General features: G+C 40.1%; 12 protein-coding genes. 1 reads left to right on the top strand and 11 read right to left on the bottom strand.

Going from position 1 to position 19,504, the window contains the following annotated elements:
- Positions 1-3: 3 nt before the first annotated feature.
- The 11 genes from J7E57_RS06465 to J7E57_RS06415 form a co-directional block, all read right to left on the bottom strand.
- Complete coding sequence (locus J7E57_RS06465) at positions 4-1,659, bottom strand: arylsulfatase (protein WP_215126198.1); 1,656 nt, start codon at positions 1,657-1,659, stop codon at positions 4-6.
- A gap of 25 nt (positions 1,660-1,684) precedes the next feature.
- Positions 1,685-3,160 (bottom strand): RagB/SusD family nutrient uptake outer membrane protein, encoded by a 1,476-nt coding sequence (locus J7E57_RS06460; protein WP_215126196.1) that lies wholly within the window; start codon positions 3,158-3,160, stop codon positions 1,685-1,687.
- A gap of 11 nt (positions 3,161-3,171) precedes the next feature.
- Complete coding sequence (locus tag J7E57_RS06455; RefSeq protein WP_215126194.1) at positions 3,172-6,324, bottom strand: SusC/RagA family TonB-linked outer membrane protein; 3,153 nt, start codon at positions 6,322-6,324, stop codon at positions 3,172-3,174.
- Between the two features lie 698 nt (positions 6,325-7,022).
- On the bottom strand, positions 7,023-8,030 hold the full coding sequence (locus tag J7E57_RS06450) for a YncE family protein (protein ID WP_215126192.1): 1,008 nt from the start codon (positions 8,028-8,030) through the stop codon (positions 7,023-7,025).
- A gap of 53 nt (positions 8,031-8,083) precedes the next feature.
- Positions 8,084-11,128: an efflux RND transporter permease subunit gene (locus J7E57_RS06445; protein WP_215126190.1), complete on the bottom strand. Its 3,045-nt coding sequence runs from the start codon at positions 11,126-11,128 to the stop codon at positions 8,084-8,086.
- Positions 11,125-12,057 (bottom strand): efflux RND transporter periplasmic adaptor subunit, encoded by a 933-nt coding sequence (locus J7E57_RS06440; RefSeq protein WP_215126188.1) that lies wholly within the window; start codon positions 12,055-12,057, stop codon positions 11,125-11,127. The genes J7E57_RS06445 and J7E57_RS06440 overlap by 4 nt, the downstream gene beginning before the upstream one ends.
- A 2-nt stretch (positions 12,058-12,059) precedes the next feature.
- A complete protein-coding gene (locus J7E57_RS06435; protein WP_215126186.1) occupies positions 12,060-13,307 on the bottom strand; it encodes a hypothetical protein in 1,248 nt (415 codons plus the stop codon).
- 202 nt (positions 13,308-13,509) lie between these two features.
- A complete protein-coding gene (locus J7E57_RS06430; protein ID WP_215126184.1) occupies positions 13,510-14,322 on the bottom strand; it encodes a phosphatase PAP2 family protein in 813 nt (270 codons plus the stop codon).
- Between the two features lie 395 nt (positions 14,323-14,717).
- Positions 14,718-15,971: a sensor histidine kinase gene (locus J7E57_RS06425; RefSeq protein ID WP_215126182.1), complete on the bottom strand. Its 1,254-nt coding sequence runs from the start codon at positions 15,969-15,971 to the stop codon at positions 14,718-14,720.
- Positions 15,968-16,645, bottom strand: coding sequence for a response regulator transcription factor (locus tag J7E57_RS06420; protein WP_215126180.1), 678 nt, complete (start codon positions 16,643-16,645; stop codon positions 15,968-15,970). The genes J7E57_RS06425 and J7E57_RS06420 overlap by 4 nt, the downstream gene beginning before the upstream one ends.
- A gap of 69 nt (positions 16,646-16,714) precedes the next feature.
- On the bottom strand, positions 16,715-17,314 hold the full coding sequence (locus J7E57_RS06415) for an HD domain-containing protein (RefSeq protein ID WP_215126178.1): 600 nt from the start codon (positions 17,312-17,314) through the stop codon (positions 16,715-16,717).
- A gap of 245 nt (positions 17,315-17,559) precedes the next feature.
- Here J7E57_RS06415 and J7E57_RS06410 point away from each other — a divergent pair, with 245 nt between their 5' ends.
- Positions 17,560-19,503, top strand: a complete 1,944-nt coding sequence (locus tag J7E57_RS06410) for an LTA synthase family protein (protein WP_215126176.1) — start codon at positions 17,560-17,562, stop codon at positions 19,501-19,503.
- Position 19,504 lies beyond the last annotated feature (1 nt).

Below are 19,504 nucleotides of genomic sequence, written 5' to 3'. Positions count from 1 at the left end.
ATACTAAAAATTCTGATTGCCCCTATTATTTCCTTGTGCAGGCCGGGCGGGCGCAGTTTTAAGCAATTCGTAATCTACTACCCCATTTTCTTCAGCCCACTTTACATAGGCGGCTTTTAACTGTGCTACTATTTCGGGATGCTGAGCAGCCACATCGGCATTTTCGGCCCTATCTTTTTCGATATCGAAAAGCTCATATTTTTCGGTTAAACCTGCCGGAGAAACGAGTTTCCATTTACCCCACCGTACGGCTTTATTACCACCACGTTCCCAAAACAAAGGTGCAGCGCGCTGAACGGTATCGGTTGATCCACTAAGCAATGGCAACAAACTTTTACCAGCGAGGGCATTACTGGTTATGCCGTTTAACTGTTTTGGATAATTGATACCCGTCAATTCGTAAAAAGTTGGGGCAAGATCTATTAAATGACCAGTGCCTTTGGCAATTGTTCCGGCTTTAATTTTATTCGGAAACCAGGCAATAAAGGGTGCACTAATGCCACCTTCGTACGGCGCGCCTTTATAATTACGGAGTGGCGAGTTACCCGTTTGCGACCAATTGCTGTTCTGCGTTTCGTAAGATCCGGCTGTACCAACTGGCCCAGTAGTACGTTGGGTATAAGGCCTGGTACCATTGCCGCCCTGAGCACCATTATCTGAAATAAAAATGATGAGGGTATTTTCGTCCTGCTTAAGCTCTTTTAGTTTAGCAAGCAAACGGCCAACACCCTGATCTACATGATCGATCATGGCGGCGTAAACTTCCTGGCGGGTTTGCCAATATTCCTGTTCATCATAGGTTAACTTGTTCCAGGATTTTACCTGGTCATCGTGCGCCGCAATTTTCTGATCACTACCAATAAGTCCTTTTTTAATGGCATTGCGGTAGCGTTGTACGCGTAGCGAATCCCAGCCCAGTTTATATTTGCCCTTATATTTGGCAATATCGGCAGGGAGTGCCTGAAGTGGCCAATGTGGTGCATTGTAGGCGAGGTATAAAAAGAATGGCTTTTTAGCTTTTTGCTGATCATCTAAGAAACCCAGGGCGTTATTGGTAATTTCTTCAGTTAAATATTTTCCTGGCTCCAGAAAATACGGTTCGTTATCTTTAACCAGGGGCACGGTTTCATTTCCTTTTTCTCCGATTTCGTAATAATTGCTGGCGCCACCAATAAAGCCAAAGAAATGATCGAAACCGCGTTGGTTTGGCCATTGGTTCCGATCGTCGCCCACATGCCATTTACCCGCCATGAGTGTGGTGTAACCACCAGATTTAAGTACCTCTGCCAGGGTTAGCGATTCGCGGTTCAGAAAACCCTGATAGGCTGCCAGTCCAAGGTTATTGTTAAAAAAGCCAACACCTGCCTTATGCTGGTATTGCCCGGTAAGCAACGATGCCCTGGTAGGTGCACAGATCGAGTTGTTGTAAAATTCTTTCAGTTTTAAGCCACCTGCAGCCAGTTTATCTAAATTGGGGGTTTCTATTTCAGTTGCCCCGTAAGGGCCAATGTCTGAAAAGCCAAGATCATCAACCAGTACCAGCACGATATTGGGTTTTTGCTTTTTCTGGGCAGATGCACCCTGTACAACCAATAAGCTTAAAGCCAACAGGCATGCTTTTGCTATGGACAAAGTGGAGAGTTTTTGTTTAAAATTCATGCGATTAAATTTTAGTATAAAACGATTAATAGTTTACCCAATCTGGGTTCTGTTTTAATTTAGGGTTGAGGTTAAGCTCGCGTTGCGGAATAGGGAAATGGATATGGCGCTTGGCCGCCAAAGTTTTTCCGGCTGCTTTAAGTGTGGCCACATAATAATCGGCTCCCCGTCTGGCCAGATCGAACCAGCGCTGGTATTCGAAAACCAACTCCTTTCTGCGCTCCTGAAAAACAGCATCCCTAAACTGGTCTACATTTAATGCCGGAGAAATATCGGCTAGTTTGGCAATACCTGCACGCTGGCGTACTTCATCTATTGCGGCATACGCCGCTGCATTTGGACCATTATTTACTTCATTTAGTGCTTCTGCATAAATTAAAAGCACTTCCGCATAGCGGATAATGGGCAAATTTTTAGAAGACTGCGATTGATTGCCCACCACAGCCGGATCGTAATATTTATTAAACTGTGGCGAAAAGGTGTATAACTGACCATTTGTAGGGCTCACCATCTGCGTAACAAAGGTTATGGCCTTTCGGGTATCGTTATCGGCAAAACTGCTATACAAACCTCCAGCGGTATGCAAGGCATCGGCATAATCGCCATTAATACCTGGTACATCTGCCGGGGCCGAACGACTGGCCAAACTATTGCCCTGAAAGCCAGCGTTACCTACAAACTGTGCCGAGAAGATGTGCTCTTTGCCATTTTTGGTGGCTACATTAAACACATCGGCAAAATTTGCAAACAGCGAATAGTATTTACTATCGATTACCTCTTTACTTTTTTGCACTGCATTTGCCCACTCTTTACGGGTAAGGTATACTTTTGCCAACAGGCTTTTGGCTGCGCCAGAAGTTGCCCTTCCTAAATCTTTGCTGCTATATTCTGCCGGTGCAGGCAGCAATTCTGCATCTTTTAAATCCTGAATGATCTGTGCATACACCGCAGCCTCGGGCGCATTGGGTACATATAAATCTTCGGGTGCTAAAGAAGTATTTTCGTGCAATACAATGGGTACATCGCCAAACCAGCGTACCAGGTTAAAGTAGTGTAAAGCCCTTAAAAACTTCGATTCGTTAATTAAACGTTTTCTAATAACCGAACTGATCTTGTCCTCATCAATCAAAGCAATTTTATCGATGGCAATATTTGAAGCGTTAATGGCATCGTAACTTTGTTTCCACAGCTGCTCCATCCTATCGTTAGATGAATCGTGGGTTAAGCCAGATATGGCCCTAACGTGCGCATTTCTGGCCCTTGGGCCTGCTTCATAATCGTCGGTAGCCATTTCTACCCCAATCTGCATTAAACTATTGTAGAGCGACTGACCACTTTCGTAAAGTTTACGGTAATTCGCTGTAACGGCAGAAACCGCCTGACCTTCATTTTGATAGAACTGTGTCGTAACCAGCACAGCATCCGGATCTTCTTCTAGCTTAGAGCAGGCCGAAAATGCTACTGCTAAAATGGATGCATATATTAAGTTTATCTTTTTCATTGAGATATAGATTAAAATGTTAACCTTAAGCCAGCCCTAACCGATCTGGCGATGGGATAAATCCCGGCATCGGTTCCTGGCGATACATTACTTCCAGAGGTAATTTCGGGATCGAAGCCTAAATAATTTGTCCAGGTAAGCAGGTTCTGCCCGGCTACATAGAAATATACATTTGATAACTTTGCCTTAGCAGAGATCTTTTTTGGCAAGGCATAGCCCAGTGATATATCTTTTAACCTTAAGAAAGAACCACTTTCGATAAAACGATCGGAAAATACAGGTGCAGGATCTAATTTTGCTCTTGGAATGGTTTGGCTTGGATTACTTGGTGTCCAACGGTTTAAAGCGATAGCCGAGGCATTTTGTTGCCCGGTAAACAGCTCCAGGGTTTGCATATTCGAGTTCAAAATACTGTTACCATACGAGCCTTGTACAAATATTAACAGATCGAAACCTTTGTATTCGAAATTATTGGTTAGGCCAAAAATGAAATCGGGTTGTGCATTGCCAATAATGGATTTATCTGCAGCAGTGGTAAACAAACCATCGCCATTAATATCTTTGTACAATCTATCACCAGGTTTGGGTACGGCACTACCGGTATATTTACCTTTAGTGGCTTCTTCCCCGTTTTGTAATATTCCATCGGTTACATTACCATAAAAGCTGCCCAATGGCTCGCCAACTTTTACAATATAGTTTCCGCTGATGTACGACTGTGCGCCATTACCAATGCTCAACACTTCATTCCGGTTAACAGAAAAATTTAAATTGGTATTCCATATAAATGCGCCGGTAAGGTTGCGGGTATTCAGGCCAATTTCAAATCCTTTATTCAATACTGAACCATAATTCTGGAGCGATGTACCGTAACCTGTTGTCCATGGAATCTCTACATTTAACAATAAATCTTTTGTTTTCTTGTAATAACCATCTAACGTTAATTGGATGCGGTTGTTAAAAAAGCCGATATCCAAGCCGGCATCGTATTGATGGGTAGTTTCCCAGCCCAGTTTATCGTTCGCAATGCGATTAGGTGCAAAACCCGTAGCGGTGGTACCACCAAAAACATAGTTGAGACTGTACAAGGTTGCTAAAGACTGGTACTGACCAATCTCCAGGTTTCCTGTCGTGCCAAAACTGGCACGTACCTTTAACTCACTGATTGTTTTTTGTAGGGACTCAAAAAATTTCTCGTTACTGATTTTCCATGAAGCCGCTGCTGAAGGAAAATAGCCCCATTTGTTTCCTTTTCCAAAACGAGAAGACCCATCGGCACGGATACTTGATGTTAAGAAATAACGGTTATTGAAACTATAATTTACCCTGGCCAGGTAAGAATGTAATACCCATCTCGTAGCATCAGAATAAGGCGCTACCAAAGTTGCACCGCTTTGCAGGCTGTTAAAGGTTAAATCATCAGTTACAAACTTCTGGGCATTTGCCCTGGTGGTTTCGCTGGAAAATTCCTGTTGCGTAAAACCGATTACAGCATCTAAAGCATGTTTACCAAAAGCTTTATTGTACGAAAGGGTATTCTCATTTAACCAGGAATAAGAATTATAAGTTCCCTTTCCGGCAGAACCACCAATGGTACTTCCCTCATAAATGGTTGATGGGATATAATTCTTTTCATTTACACTGTTTACATCAGCACCAAGCAACACTTTTAAATTCAGTCCTTCAATAATGGTGTATTCTCCAAATGCTGTCCCTAAAAATTTATTGGTGGTTGATTTATTGATCTGCTCTTTTAATGAAGCAATTGGATTGGCAAATATATTTTCGAATGGATTACGAAGTGTATAAGCGCCAGAAGCATCATAAATAGAAGCGGTAGCGGGCATAATCAACAGGCCATTGATGATCCCGGAAGGAGATACATTGGCATCGGCCTTGCTTCCGGTAATACTTGCACTTACTTTAAATTTTTCGAAAGGTTGAGCATCAACATTGGCCCTGATGCTGATCCTCGAATAATCAGTGTTCTTTAAAATACCATCCTGATCAAAGTAGTTCCCCGAAATAAGGTAACGTGTTTTGGGGTTACCGCCACTTATCGTGAGTTGATGGTTCTGTGTTGGTGCACGTTCGAATGCTTCAGCCTGCCAGTCTGTTCCTGTACCCAACTGGTCAATCTGCACCTGACTTAAATATTGGAAACGGCCTTTGGTTGGATCGGTATCGTATAAAGCATCGTTCCGGAGTAATGCAAAATCGTGCGCATTTAAGAGGTCTAACTTCTTTCTTAACGATTGCGTGCCATAACTTCCTTCATAGGTAACTGCGCTACGATCTGCTTTCCCTTTTTTAGTGGTAATGATTACGACGCCATTAGCGCCCCTCGAACCATAAATAGCCGTTGCAGAAGCATCTTTTAGAATATCAACCGTTTCAATATCGGAAGGATTAATACTGGCCAATGGATTAAGCGGCGTACCACTCAACGTGCCTGCCGAAGCCGAACTGTTGTACAAAGGGAATCCATCAACCACATATAAAGGTTCACTTCCGCCCTGTACAGAACTTCCGCCCCTTACACGGATACTTACACCACCACCCGGCTGACCAGATGTTTGAGTAACCTGCACACCTGCAGCAGCACCCTTTAACAATTGATCTACCGAACTTAATGGTTGTTTCAATGCCGATTTAGAAATGGAAGAAACGGAACCTGTAATGTCGCTTCGCTTCTGCGTGCCATAACCCACTACCACCACATTATCGAGTTGGTTGGCGGCTTCTTCTAGTTTAATTTCAATCGGACTCCCATTTGCAATAATTTCGATGGTTTTATAACCAATGTAACTTACTGTTAAAGTATAAGGAAACTTCTGTCCGGTTACGAACCTAAATTTACCTTCATTATCGGTTGCTGCAGAGTGGGTAGTTCCATTAATGCGGATCACTACACCTGGAATGGGTTCTTTTGTTTTCGAATCGATAACCAAACCAGTAAGGGTGGAGTTAATGAGGGGTACGGTTTGTGCTTTAACCGCAATTGAAAAAATAAATTGAGCGATAATCAACATTCCTAAATGGCGCAACATCCGTAGGGAATGAACTGATAATCTGGATCGAACAGGCTTTTCCTGTCCGAAAACTGGTAATGAGACTTGCGAAGCCGACCCATAGGGCCACCTGACTTCTTCAAATTTTTGCATACTTTTGTTTAGGGTTAAGTGGTAAATTGATCCAGGTGCCAACGCCAATTGAAGACCTGTTTCGATGATTTAATCCAGGGGAGATACAGCTGTGTTTCCCCGTTTTTATATAGTTTGTAAAATTCTTATATGCTATCCTCCTATTGTTTAATGGTTTGTTTATCCTTTATCAATACCATACCTGCTCATTTCCTACCAAATGAAACTTTGATCTGCGTATCTATTATCGGATCTGGATTGAAAAAACCAGACAAAGGAATGATTACAAGAGATGTCCTGTAAAATAAGGCAAAGTTCATATAAGGATATATTTTAGTTTATGACTGGTAAGTCAAAGCATCACTGTTGAGCGCTTGGCCATTTAGAAAGCCATATTTACAATAAGCTTATGCGTAACAACAACACATTCGCATTGATTCGTAGTAATTTGAACAATAGATAGCGTAGGTAGAAAATGAAAGAAAGTAAAATTTATTCATATCGTTATTTGCAGGTGGCAGGCAAATATAATATTTAATTCTATAAATCCTATAGAATTTATAGATTATTAGATTTTATTTATTCCATTTCGTTCTGTATAAGGATTTAATGTGTAATGATTAAAAATATTTCTCTAATTAAGATTAAACAAAAAAAATGTCGAGAAAACACAATATTCATCTCGACAATCCACTAGAAATTAAAATAGTGTTGTTTGCCTATTTACCTACTTCTAGAATTTTAAAGCTTCCGGGAATACGATGTGGACGTTGGTTGGCATCTGTACTTTTTTCGAAAGCTGCTGTTGGCAGAAAAAGATGATGACTAGCCAAATCAATGGCAATGGTTCTTGCTCCTACTTCTGTTTTTACAGTTTCCTGTACAATAAACTTATTGGCTGAAACCTCTTTTACCACTGTTATGTTGCCTTCTCCATTGGCGCTGTAAGCTAATTTAGTGGCCGGATCGAAGACTACACCATCACAATTATTACCAATCGGTAACGAGATAATCTGCTTGCCTGTTTTGGCATCCAGAATAAGCATCACCTTGTTGGCACAAACCGTAAACAGTCTTGATGTTACACGATCGATAGCCAAGCCAGAAGGTTCTTCTCCACCCTTTAGTTTATACCTGGATAAAACTTTATTGGTATTCAAATCAAAACAAACAATTTCTCCGGTATCTTCGATATTTACATATACTTTTCCCTTCCCATCTGAAACGCCAGCTTCGGGTTTGCCACCTAAGGGAATCGTTGCGATAACCCGATCAGTTTGTGGATCGATAATACTGGCATCGTTGCTTTTGCCATTGAATACGATTACTTTTTTGCTATAATCATCAAAGAAAGAGGCATCAGGATTCTGTCCTACTTTAACTTGTGCAGTCACGATAAAATTGTTCAGATCAAAAACCGTACAGGTACCTGCTTTGCCATTGGTGGTGTATCCTTTCCCGAACGGACCTGCAATTGCAATTCCGTGTACACCGAGTGTATTGTGAATCACGCCTACCGAGTCGCCATTGTTCTTATTTAATATATTTACCTGGTTGCCATGCGACACAAAAAGATTGTTGTGCTGCTGATCGATACTTACATAATCCCAACCTCCATCGCTTTGTATTTTATGAACAGCCAATACACGCAGGCCACTTTTTTGTTGGGCATTTGCAACAATTGACATTGCAAAAAAAACCACAATGCTTAATAATTTCCTTTTCATTTTTTTAGTTTTAAATATGCTTAGGGTATGGATTTAATCTGTTACACTTGTGCTTAATCTCCTTCAACTTTAGCCGATTGGTATAATTTCCTGATCAGGCTGGGCAAGGCCACCAGCAATAAAGGCATGGCTACTATAAAACCACCAATAACAGCAATGGCTAATGGTTGATGCAGCTGTGCACCAGCACCAATACCTAAAGCCAGAGGCATTAAGGCGATAATTGCCCCAAGTGCAGTCATTAATTTTGGCCTTAACCGGGTAGAGATGGCAAAGGTTATGGCATCATCAACACTTTGTTTGGCAAGAGATTCTTTAAACTGTAAAAAGGTAAATATGGCATTCTCGCCGATAATACCCACAATCATAATTAAGCCTGTATAACTGCCTACATTGAGTGGTGTATGGGTTAAAAATAAGGCTAAATAACTTCCAGAAATGCCCAGCACTGAGATCAATAATATTAAAAAGGCAATTTTAAAATCTTTAAATAGAAATAAGATTACGCTAGACACCAACAAACTGGATGCAATAAGAATGGTGAGCAGTTCGGAGAACGATTGTTGCTGTTCTTTATATGCACCGCCATATTCGATATGATAACCCGAAGGCAGATTTATGTTGGTATTTACGGCTTTCTGAAGATCTTTCATTACGCTTCCAAGATCACGGTTATCGAGCCTTGCGGTAACTACCCCAATGGTTTGCAGGTTTTCCCTAGCAACTTCGGCAATTCCGGCTTTAAGATCAACCTTGGCCATTTGTTGAATGGGCACCGCTGTTCCATCAGGCAAGAAAATTTTAAGCTTATTAATATCGGCCACGCTAAAAGTTCTGCTTCCGGGGTATACCATGCGGATGGGTGAAAGCTGTTGTTTATCGTATAAATCGCCAATTAAAGTTCCCTGCATTGCGGTTTGGAGCTGCGATTGAAAGGATACCGGACTAACACCATATTGTGCCAGCATAGTAAAATTGGGTTGGATATTTACCGTTGGCCCTGAGCGTACAATACCATCAAACACATCGACTGTACCATCTACATGCGAAACCAGATCGGCTACCTTTTTAGATAAAGCCTGTAGTTTTTCCTGGTCGTTTCCAAAAATTTTCACCTCGATGGGCTGGGTAGAACTCATTAAATCGCCAAGCATATCACCAATTACCTGCCCGAAATCGATTACCAATGCAGGTTGTGTATTTTCGATGTGCGTTCGTATCTCCGAGATCACTTCTTCTGTGCTTTTTGTTCTATTATGCTTCAGCTGGATCAGGTAATCGCCAGTATTTGGTTCGGTAATAAAAAAGCCCATCTGCGTTCCCGTTCTTCGCGAATACGCCTGAACATCTGGAATTTTAACAATCTCCTTTTCTACCTGTTTAAGCATTCTGTCGGTTTCTTCGAGTGAGGTACCTGGAGGCGAAGCATAATCCAACACAATACTGCCTTCGTCCATTTCGGGGAGAAATCCGGTTTCTAAACGTGGGAAAACGAGCACGATCGATACAATCAACCCGAGCATAAATATGATCGAGATATAAGGTCGCTGTATAAAATAACGCACCCAGTTTTGCGATTTAACCTCGTGTACCACTACTTTTTTGCCGGTTGCTGCATGACTGCCCCCTTTACGGGTAAGCAAAAGATAAATCACAGGCAAACCAATCCAGGTAACAAAGAAGGAACAGACCAGGGTAATGATCATGGTATTGGTCATCACCTGAAAGTAAGAACCTGCAACGCCAGTCATCAGTACAAAGGGAACGAATATCACGATAGTACTGATAGAAGAACCTAACATGGCTGGGAAAAGATAACTCACCGCCTTGCTCAACAACCTCATGGTCAATTCTTCGGGATGTTCTTCATGTGTGCGATGGATCTGCTCTACCACCACTATAGCATCGTCTATAATTAAACCTATGGCAGCTGCAATGGCACCAAGGGTCATGATATTGAGCGAATAGCCAATAAAATAAAGCACAATTACGGTTAAACAAAGCGTAACCGGGATGGTGATTAAAATGGTAACACTTGCTTTGAACGACCTTAGAAAAATAATGGCCACCAAAATGGCCAATGCTAAACCAATTAATAAACTATCGCGTACACTTTTTACCGATTCGTTTACAAAATCGGCCTGTACATAATAAGGTTTAATGCTTACTCCCGCTGGTAGGATGTGTTTGAGCTGTTCTACTTTGGTAAACATCTTGTTAGAAAGATCGACCAGATTGGCATTAGGTTGTTTGATTACTGCAATCAGGATTCCATCTTTCCCATTCGCGTTGATGCGGGTATATTCTACACTCTGCTGAATATTTACCTTGGCAATATCCATTACCTTAATAATCCGGTTGCCCTTTCTGCTCAACACCAGATTTTCCAGATCGCTTTTGTTTTTTACAGTGGCATCGGTTACAGATAGGTAAAGATAACTGTGATCGGCGAGGTAGCCGTTAGATTTAATAAAATTGGTTTGGCTGAGGGCATTGCTGATCTGATCGGGAGTAATACCCAGCGCCTGCATTTTCTGTGCATCAAGCTCCAGCCAGTATTCTTTGCTTTTACCACCGATTACACGGATCTCAGAAACACCATCAACCTGCGAAAGAAAGGGTTTTACGGTATAAGTGGCAATTTTTTTCAGTTCAACAGACGAATAATTATGACTTTCTAAGCTGTATCCACTTACCGGAAGGATAGACGGATTCATCTTCTCTACCGAAACATTAACCCCAGCTGGCAACGAAGCACTGATTTTCGCAATCTGCGATTCTATCCGCTGCTGACTCAGATCGATATCGGCACCAGGGTTCATAAATGCAGAAAGCTCGCAACTGCCCCTACTGGTGGTACTCCTAACCAATTGAAGATCGGGCACCTGTTTTACTGCATTTTCTAAAGGCCGGGTTACGGTAACCACCATTTTATCAACCGGCTGTAATTCTGCATCGGCAATAATTTTGATCTTTGGAAAAGTAATTTCTGGAAAAAGTCCTGTTTTTAGCTGACTGAAAGCATATACTCCGCCAACCAGTATAATGAGCAATACTGCCAGAATTGGGTTTTTATGGGAAATGAAAAACTTGTTCATGGCTGCTTCTGGATTTTAACTTTGGCAGTATCGGCTATGCCATAATTTCCAGCGGTAATGATCCGATCGGTTTTCGAAAATTTAGGATCGAGCACTTCAATTGTATTCTGGTTTTCGATGCCTTTTTTCACGTTTATTCTTACTGCTGTTGAATCGTTGATCAGTTTCATTACCCAAAACTCATCTTCAGTTTCGTTGGCCAATACCGCCGATTTTGGCAATACCTGGGCCTGTGCATGGTTTACTTTCGTTAACCTCACTTTCGCAATCAAACCTTCGGGAATATCTTTGCCCGCTCCCACTTTAAGGATATAACGTTGGGTCTGTGCTGATGAATCGACAGCAGGCATTGTTCCTGAAACTGTTCCGGTCATTTTGGTTCCATCCGGCAAAAGGATAACCAAACTTCTATTCTGATTGATTAGCTGATTGTATTCGTAAGGCAGATCGAGCAGAAAAACAAGACTATTGCGGTTGCTGATGGTGGCCAAAGCTTCTCCATCCTGCACATAATCTCCTTTTTGATGATTTACCTGAATAATTGTTCCGGCCTGATCGGCCCTGATATTGGAAATACCAGAAAATTTAAACCCGGCATCGAGCTTATTTACGCTATTGCCAATCGATTTCGCTTCTTTGGTAATTAAACTAAACAACAATTGATGGCTCCCCACCTGCTTGCCCAATACGGCCTGGGTACTTTCTACATAACCGTTGATATTTGCCTTTACAAAACTTTTCTCCAGATAGGCCGAAACTGCAGAAAGCTCCACATATTCTGAAAGAGCACTATCTCGAACAGTAGTTACCTGAACTGGGATAATTGGCGAAGGCTCATCTACGGTTTCCGCAGGTGCAGAACGATTACATCCCGAAAAAAGAAACAGAGCGGCAATACCACTACACATTAATTTTAGATAGCTATTCATGGTTATCGGTTCCAGTAATTAAATTGGTTGATCAGTTTTAAACGGTTAATATTGGTTTGGCGCAATAGATTTTGAGCCGCCATATAGTTGTTGATCGCAATTACAAAATCGGCCACTTTTAAATCGCCGGTATGCATCAATTTGCTGTCTACCTCGATCAAACCCCTACTAAAACGGATCTGCTCATTAATTTTTGGAAAGAGCGCATCAGTCTGGTTAATCTGCTGACGGATCAGGTTTAACTGTTGTTGCTGCTGGCGGATAAAAAAATCGCGGTAACTGGATATCGTTTTAGAAGAAAGGCTGAGTTTATTGTACTGCATTTTTTTCTGATGGCCATCGTAAATCGGAACAGAAAAAGTAAAACCAATACTTGCACCAAAATTTTTATAAGGCTGCAAAACAAATGAAGAATTATAACCCCCATTTGCATACACCCCAAGTTTGGGTTTATAGTTAAAGTCGATCGCGTTTTTTTGATTGCTATTTTTTAAACTATCAATATCAAAACGTTTGTTAAAAAAGCCTCGATCCATTGAGGTGCTGGCAGTCTGTAACTGGGGGTTGGCTAACTTAACCTGTGTGGTATCGGCAATGCCTGCTAAATAGTTTAATGTGGCATAATCGTTTTTAAACTGCAGTTCGGCCTGTTGTACCACCAATTGCTGTTGTTGTAACGTAACCAGAAAAGTTAAATACTCCGATTGTTTGTAAATATTGCTTCTGGTTAATTTTTTAAGCAATGTTTCTTCCTGTTCGAGCAGTGTAACCACTTCCCGATTAAAACCTACCTGTTCCTGGCTGGCATAGGCTAGAATATACTGATCAGCAATAGATCTTTGCAAATCATACAGCGAGAGTTGCCCGGCATATTTTATGGAATCGCTTTGAATTTTAATGCCCTCAAGCTGGTTATTGATACGTTTCTTGTTCAGCAGATCATAATTCACATTAAGTAGTGCTTCTAACGCCTGCCCATTGGTAAGCACTTCATCATAACCATAACCACGCACAATTGGCGCATACATCCCTGCAGAACTGGCCGTAACCTGTGGCCCTCCGGTAGCCCGAACAATCAAACTATCTATCCCAGCAGAACGTTGTTGGTTCTGAAAATCTTTAAGTACCGGACTTGCAAATTCAGCCTGTTTTAAATAATAACCGAGATTTTTTACAGGAACCTGTGCCATTACCCTAATAGATGAAAAGGCAAGCAGGTAAAAAATCAGGTATTTTAACTTTAGGTTCATTTTATATTTATTGCGTTACAAACTTTTGGTTTGCCCTCACTATTAAGGAGTTAAGAAAAGTTAAGGTCTATGTCTTTATCTTCTTAATGTCCTTAATTTCTTAATAGTCAATATTCCACATGAGCCAATTTTGTTTTTATTAACTAATTACGGATCAATTATGAAGAAAACCTGTCGTTGATTTTTTCAAATAATCGAGCAATCAAAACCTCCCCGAAAGCATTAAACCCGTGCTACCTTGCTGGTGGAAGGGCATAAATGTAAAATTCCCATCTTTTTTTGTGGTAAAAAGGCTCTTGATATATGGATAAACAAGATAAGATATCTTTGTAGAAGCAATCCCGAATCCGGCACCTGCCACCACATCACTAAACCAGTGTTTGTTGTTATACATCCGCAGTGTTCCGGTAGCCGTGGCAACAAAATAACCAGCATAACCAATCCATGGATTAACATCTTTATACTCTTGATGTAGAAATTCTGCTGCCATAAATGCAGATGCCGTATGCCCGGAGGGAAAAGAATTTTCTCCATTTCCATTTGGTCGCTCTCTACCAATGCCCTGTTTCACAAAATGGGTAGAAACACCCATAATTGCAGCCGAGGTTACATATAACATCGAGGCATCAAACAGGTTATGCTTACCTTTTATACCTGATAAATTAAGTGCATATACGGCAGCCGCTGGGGCAAATTGGAGATAGTCATCAACATGAGCGGCAAATAAAGGATGGTCTTCCTGTAATTCTGCTTTGGTACTTACATCAAGTTGTTTTAAAGCACCGCGATCGTAAACTGCCGCAAAGCCATAGCCCATTAATACCACAGGTGCAATAAATGCCGTTGCCTGAAACTTTCTTTTTGGAATCGGATGGCCAGTGTACCATCGTCCTAGAGAATCCGCAGGAACATTTTTAACCGAATCTATATTTTGAGTGTACCCAATAACGACAGCAGCATAAGTACGACTTCTATAACTTACCATAATCAACAGCACCCCTAAAAACCTTTTCATAGTTTAAATTTTAATCAAAACTATAATCGAATTATGGAGAAATTCTGAAGTTATGAGTGAATGAAACTATTTTCTAAACTGGATGTTCGCAATGGGTAATTCGATAGTGACAGGTGGTAACACGCAATCACACCTAATTTGCGGAAATCTACTCAAATCTGCGGGCAATAAAAAATATGACAAAATGCTTCATCTTAAGCCTCCCGCAGATGTCGCTGATCTACGCAGAATGTGTTTATTATTTATAATGACGGTGGCAACACCCACCACTCTTGCAATTCAACCACATAAATAACTAAAAAGATCCCGACCAAGAAGTAACTATTAGACCTTCAGAGCCATAAACACAACTAATAAAACAAGTTCGGCATGAAGAAGCGTAAAAAATGGGCAGATTAATCGCCAAAATAAACAGTAAAAACATGCTCACCGTTTTCTTCCTGGTAACTAATCCGGAAGCCATAAAGGTTACAGATCTGTTTAGTGATGGCCAAACCTAAACCCATTCCTTCTGAATCGGCAGATTTTGAAAAGCGGTCGAAAATTTTGCTTTGGATATTGCCAGGTTTTCCGGAGTTTGCCATAATCAACGCAACTGAACTGAGTTCAACACGAATATATCCGTCGATAATATTGTGCCTTACCGCATTACTAAACAGATTGTTCAGTAAAATATCGGCCAAATAGCGACTCATTTTTATTTCAACAACCTGTAAATTTGTAGTAAGGCTTAGCCCATCTTTTTCAAACAGTTCCTGAAACTGACGGCCTTTTACTTCCACCATTTCTTTAAGATCAATCTCCTGAAAATCGGGAATCAGGTTATTTTCAATTTTGGCCAGCAACAATAAAGATTGATGCAGTCTTGATAATCTGCCTGTAGCATGATAAATATCTTCCAATAATGCGCCCTGCTGCTCGGTAAACGACTCTGTTTGCAGCAAAGAATCTAATTTAGAATTAATTACGGCTAATGGAGTCATCATTTCGTGCGAGGCATTATCGGTAAAACTTTTAAGTTCCTTATAGTCTTGCCGTACCCTTTCGGCCATGGCATTTACAGACTTATTAAGCTCGTTAAACTCATCAATTTTAGTTGGCTCTTGTTCAATAGTATCCATTCGGGTTACTTCGAAAGTTTTCATCCGGTTCAAAGTAGAATAAAAGGGACGCCAAAGCCTGTTCAGTACAAATCGGTTAATCAGCAATAAGGATAAAAGCAAAACAACCGTAATTCCGAGTGTTATTAAAAGAATGATTCTAATAAGGTCTTCTGATTCTACCCTCGATTTGGTTATGGTTACCTCAATGGTTTTACCATCTAAGTGTACAACCGTAATCAGACTTCTCCCAGGTTCGTTTTCACGTTCTTTCGGGTTAAAATAAATCGTATTTAGAAATTCTCTTTCAGAAATAATTCCACTTAGTGTTTTATAAGATATCTGTTGATCGAGATAACTTGCAGGCAGCGGGAGTTTATGAAAAGTGTTTACATACTGGTTAATTTCATTTTCTTCAACGGCTAAATCGCGATCTAATTTTTCGGTTAAAATAAAATGGATTACAACATAGTAAATAATCCCTGTAATGATTAATACAACGATAGAGGTTAAAATATTTGCTTTGTTATAACGGTTGGAGAGTTTCATATATCGCCAAATTTATAACCTATCCCATAAACAGAACGAAGATAATCAGCTGATCCGGCTTCGAGCAGTTTTTTACGGAGATTTTTAACATGGGTATAAATAAAGTCGAAATCATCCGACAGGTCCATTTCATCGCCCCAAAGATGCTCGGCCATTGCATTTTTGGTGACCACTTTATTACGGTTAGAAAGAAAATACACCAGCAGATCGAACTCTTTTTTGGTGAGTATTACATGATTGCCTTTAACATTAATTTTCATTGCTGAAACATCAACAGCCATTTCATTAAAATGAATTACATTATCGCCATCAAAGTTTTTTCTGCGGACAATGGCGCTCACTCTTGCTTTAAGTTCTGACAAATGAAAAGGTTTAACCAGGTAATCATCGGCACCCAGATCAAGCCCTGCAAGTTTATCATCTAAAGAATGGCGCGCAGAAATAATCAGCACCCCATCTCTTTTTTTTAGTTGTTTAAGCTTGGTTAACAACTCCAGCCCCTCTCCACCGGGCAATCCCAAATCCAAAAGAATACAATCGTAATTGTAAACTGCTATCTTTTCGCTGGCCAATGCAAAATCTGAAGCATGCTCACATATATTTCCTTCACCTGTAAAATAGGCCAAAATACTTTCCAGTAAAGCGGGTTCATCTTCAATGACCAGAATTTTCATTTTGTATCTTTTTTTATGCTTTTAAAGTAATCATTAAAACCAGAAAATTAAAACTGTTATGTAAAACCTTTAGGTAAATCGCTGTATCAATTTTTCGATGTTCAGATTCTTTTTTTTCTGCAATATTTGTTTACCAAAGGTGGTAAAATATTCGTGCCCCGTAAGCATTTTGATGTTGATGGCATCCCATTCCCGATCTGTGTATACCAAACTAAGGTTTTCTTCCCATTCTCTTTTCAGCCTCGTGGCAAAATCAGTATAACTTTGAAGTGAGAAATGATAAAAATCGGCATCACATATTATTTTTTCTAAATCGGTATCTGGCAATTGAGGGTATTTTGTAGCAAGAATGCAGTTGCTCACCACTTCTATCTGATCGCGTTCAAGACCATTTTCCAGTAAAAATTCATATGCAATTTTGACACTGGCCAGCTCATGACCGATATATTGTTTAGTATAGCCCACATCATGTAAAAAAGCAGCCAAAGTAAGCATCAGCAATTCATTTTCACTCACACTATTTTGCTTGCAAATAATTTTAACGCCCTCTACCACTAACAAGGTATGCTCAAAACTATGAAAGTACATGTTTTTTGGCAGCTCCTTTTCAAAAAGTTCTTTAACGAATGTTTTAACCTTTTTCAGCAATATTTCCTGCTCTTTTTCCATTTATCTACTAATAAACAACACAATAGTATCTGCCAATTCTGAAGAAAAACTGTAGCATAAATCATGTTACAAAGACCTGGAAAGCCTGTTTCTTTCCATTATATTAATAAATTGTTAGTGCAATACTTTAATGATACCTTTAAGCACTAACCAAACCTTCAGGATTCCTTCAGAATTGAAAACTAACTTCGCCAATTATTAAACAATTGGCAAGTAAAATTCAAGCTTTGGATTCATCATTAACTATGAGCATTAAAGAAAAAACAAATAAATTACTCAATAATAGATTTGGACCAGTTTTTTTAGTTACAGCACTATTATGTTGCATATCTCTGATTACGAGGCTTTCTTTATTAATTTATAGTGCGTCTTCTGTTGATTGGTCGATACTTAACCTCCTTAAAATTTTTGTTATTGGCCTATTCTACGATCTTGCTGCTGCATCATTCGCAGTAATCCCGATTGTAATTTACCTATGGCTGCTCCCTTCTAAATGGTATGCCAGTAAATTCAACAAGGTATTATTGTTTATTTATTTTTTCTTTGTTGTTTTCACGCTTATTTTCAATGCTATTTCAGAATGGTTCTTTTGGGAAGAATTTTCAGTCCGCTATAACTTTATAGCTGTCGATTATCTGGTTTATACCACAGAGGTTATCGGAAATATCCGCCAATCGTACCCAATCAACAGCATTATAATTGGTTTGGTGATCATTACGGCGCTAATCGTTTATTTCTTAAGAAAGTTCATCACCACATCTACCACCAATAAAACCAGTTTCGGCAAACGAACCATTATTGCCTTGATTCTTTTGTGTCTGCCTGTGCTTACTTATTTTGGGGTAAGCCATAGATGGAAATACCACAGTAAAAATCAATATGTAAATGAGCTTTCGGGCAATGGCATGTATGATTTTGGATTTGCCTTTTGGAACAATCAATTGGATTATAATACTTTCTATAAAACGCTGCCAATTAAAAATGCCGAATCTATTCTGAGCAATTTGCTTCAACAAGATTCTACGGCCAAAAACGGAGCATTTAAAAATACATCCAGAGCCATCAATAACGCAGGCATCGAAAACAAAATGAATGTTGTACTGATTAGCGTAGAGAGCTTAAGCGCTGAGTTTTTATCTGCATTTGGCAATACACAGCATATTACGCCCCAGCTCGATTCGCTTGCAAAAGAAGGTTTGCTCTTTAACAATTTATACGCTTCAGGAACGCGTACAGTGCGCGGTTTAGAAGCACTTTCACTTTGTATCCCACCTACCCCCGGGCAATCGATCGTAAAACGCCCAGATAATAAAAACCTGTTTACCTTAGGTAGCATATTCCGTTCGAAAGGTTACAACAGCAGGTTTATTTATGGTGGTTATGGGTATTTCGATAATATGAATGAGTTCTTTTCCAACAACGGTTACCAGGTAACGGATAGGAGTTCCCTTCAGGATTCAGAAATCCATTATTCTAATATCTGGGGTGTTGCCGATGAAGATTTATTTACACTTTCGTTACGCGAACTGGATAAAGATTATAAAGACAAAAAACCCTTCTTCGCACAGATTATGACGGTTTCGAACCACCGTCCATATACTTATCCAGAGGGGAGGATTGATATTCCATCACACACCGGCAGAGAAGGCGCCGTTAAATACACCGACTATGCTATTGGTAAGTTTATACGAGAAGCAAAACTGAAACCCTGGTTTTCGAATACCTTATTCGTTATTGTTGCTGATCATTGTGCGTCGAGTGCGGGTAAAGTACAGTTACCGGTAGATAAATATCATATTCCCATGATTTTTTATAGTCCGGGGCATATTGCACCAGGCAAATTCGAGAAACTCACCGCACAGATTGATATCGGTCCCACCATTTTAGGTTACCTGAATTTCAGTTACGACAGTAAGTTTTTCGGTCAGGATGTATTTAAAATGAAAGATAGCGAAGAAAGGGCATTTATAAGCACCTACCAGAGTTTAGGCTACATTAAAAACAATAAACTGGTTATTCTCGATCCGAATAAAAAAGCAACTACTTACAAACCCGATTTTACTAACGGAAATGCTGTAGCCATACCAGCAGATCAGAAATTGATTAACGAGGCTATATCCAATTACCAGATGGCATCGTACCTTTACCAAAATGGTTTGTACGGTTTTGAGTCTAAAAAGAAACCCTAAT

The sequence above is a fragment of the Pedobacter sp. ISL-64 genome, from assembly GCF_018613605.1.
Lineage (GTDB): Bacteria > Bacteroidota > Bacteroidia > Sphingobacteriales > Sphingobacteriaceae > Pedobacter.
The sequence above is the reverse complement of the archived record's forward strand: the minus strand, read 5'-3'. Positions and strand labels throughout refer to the sequence as shown.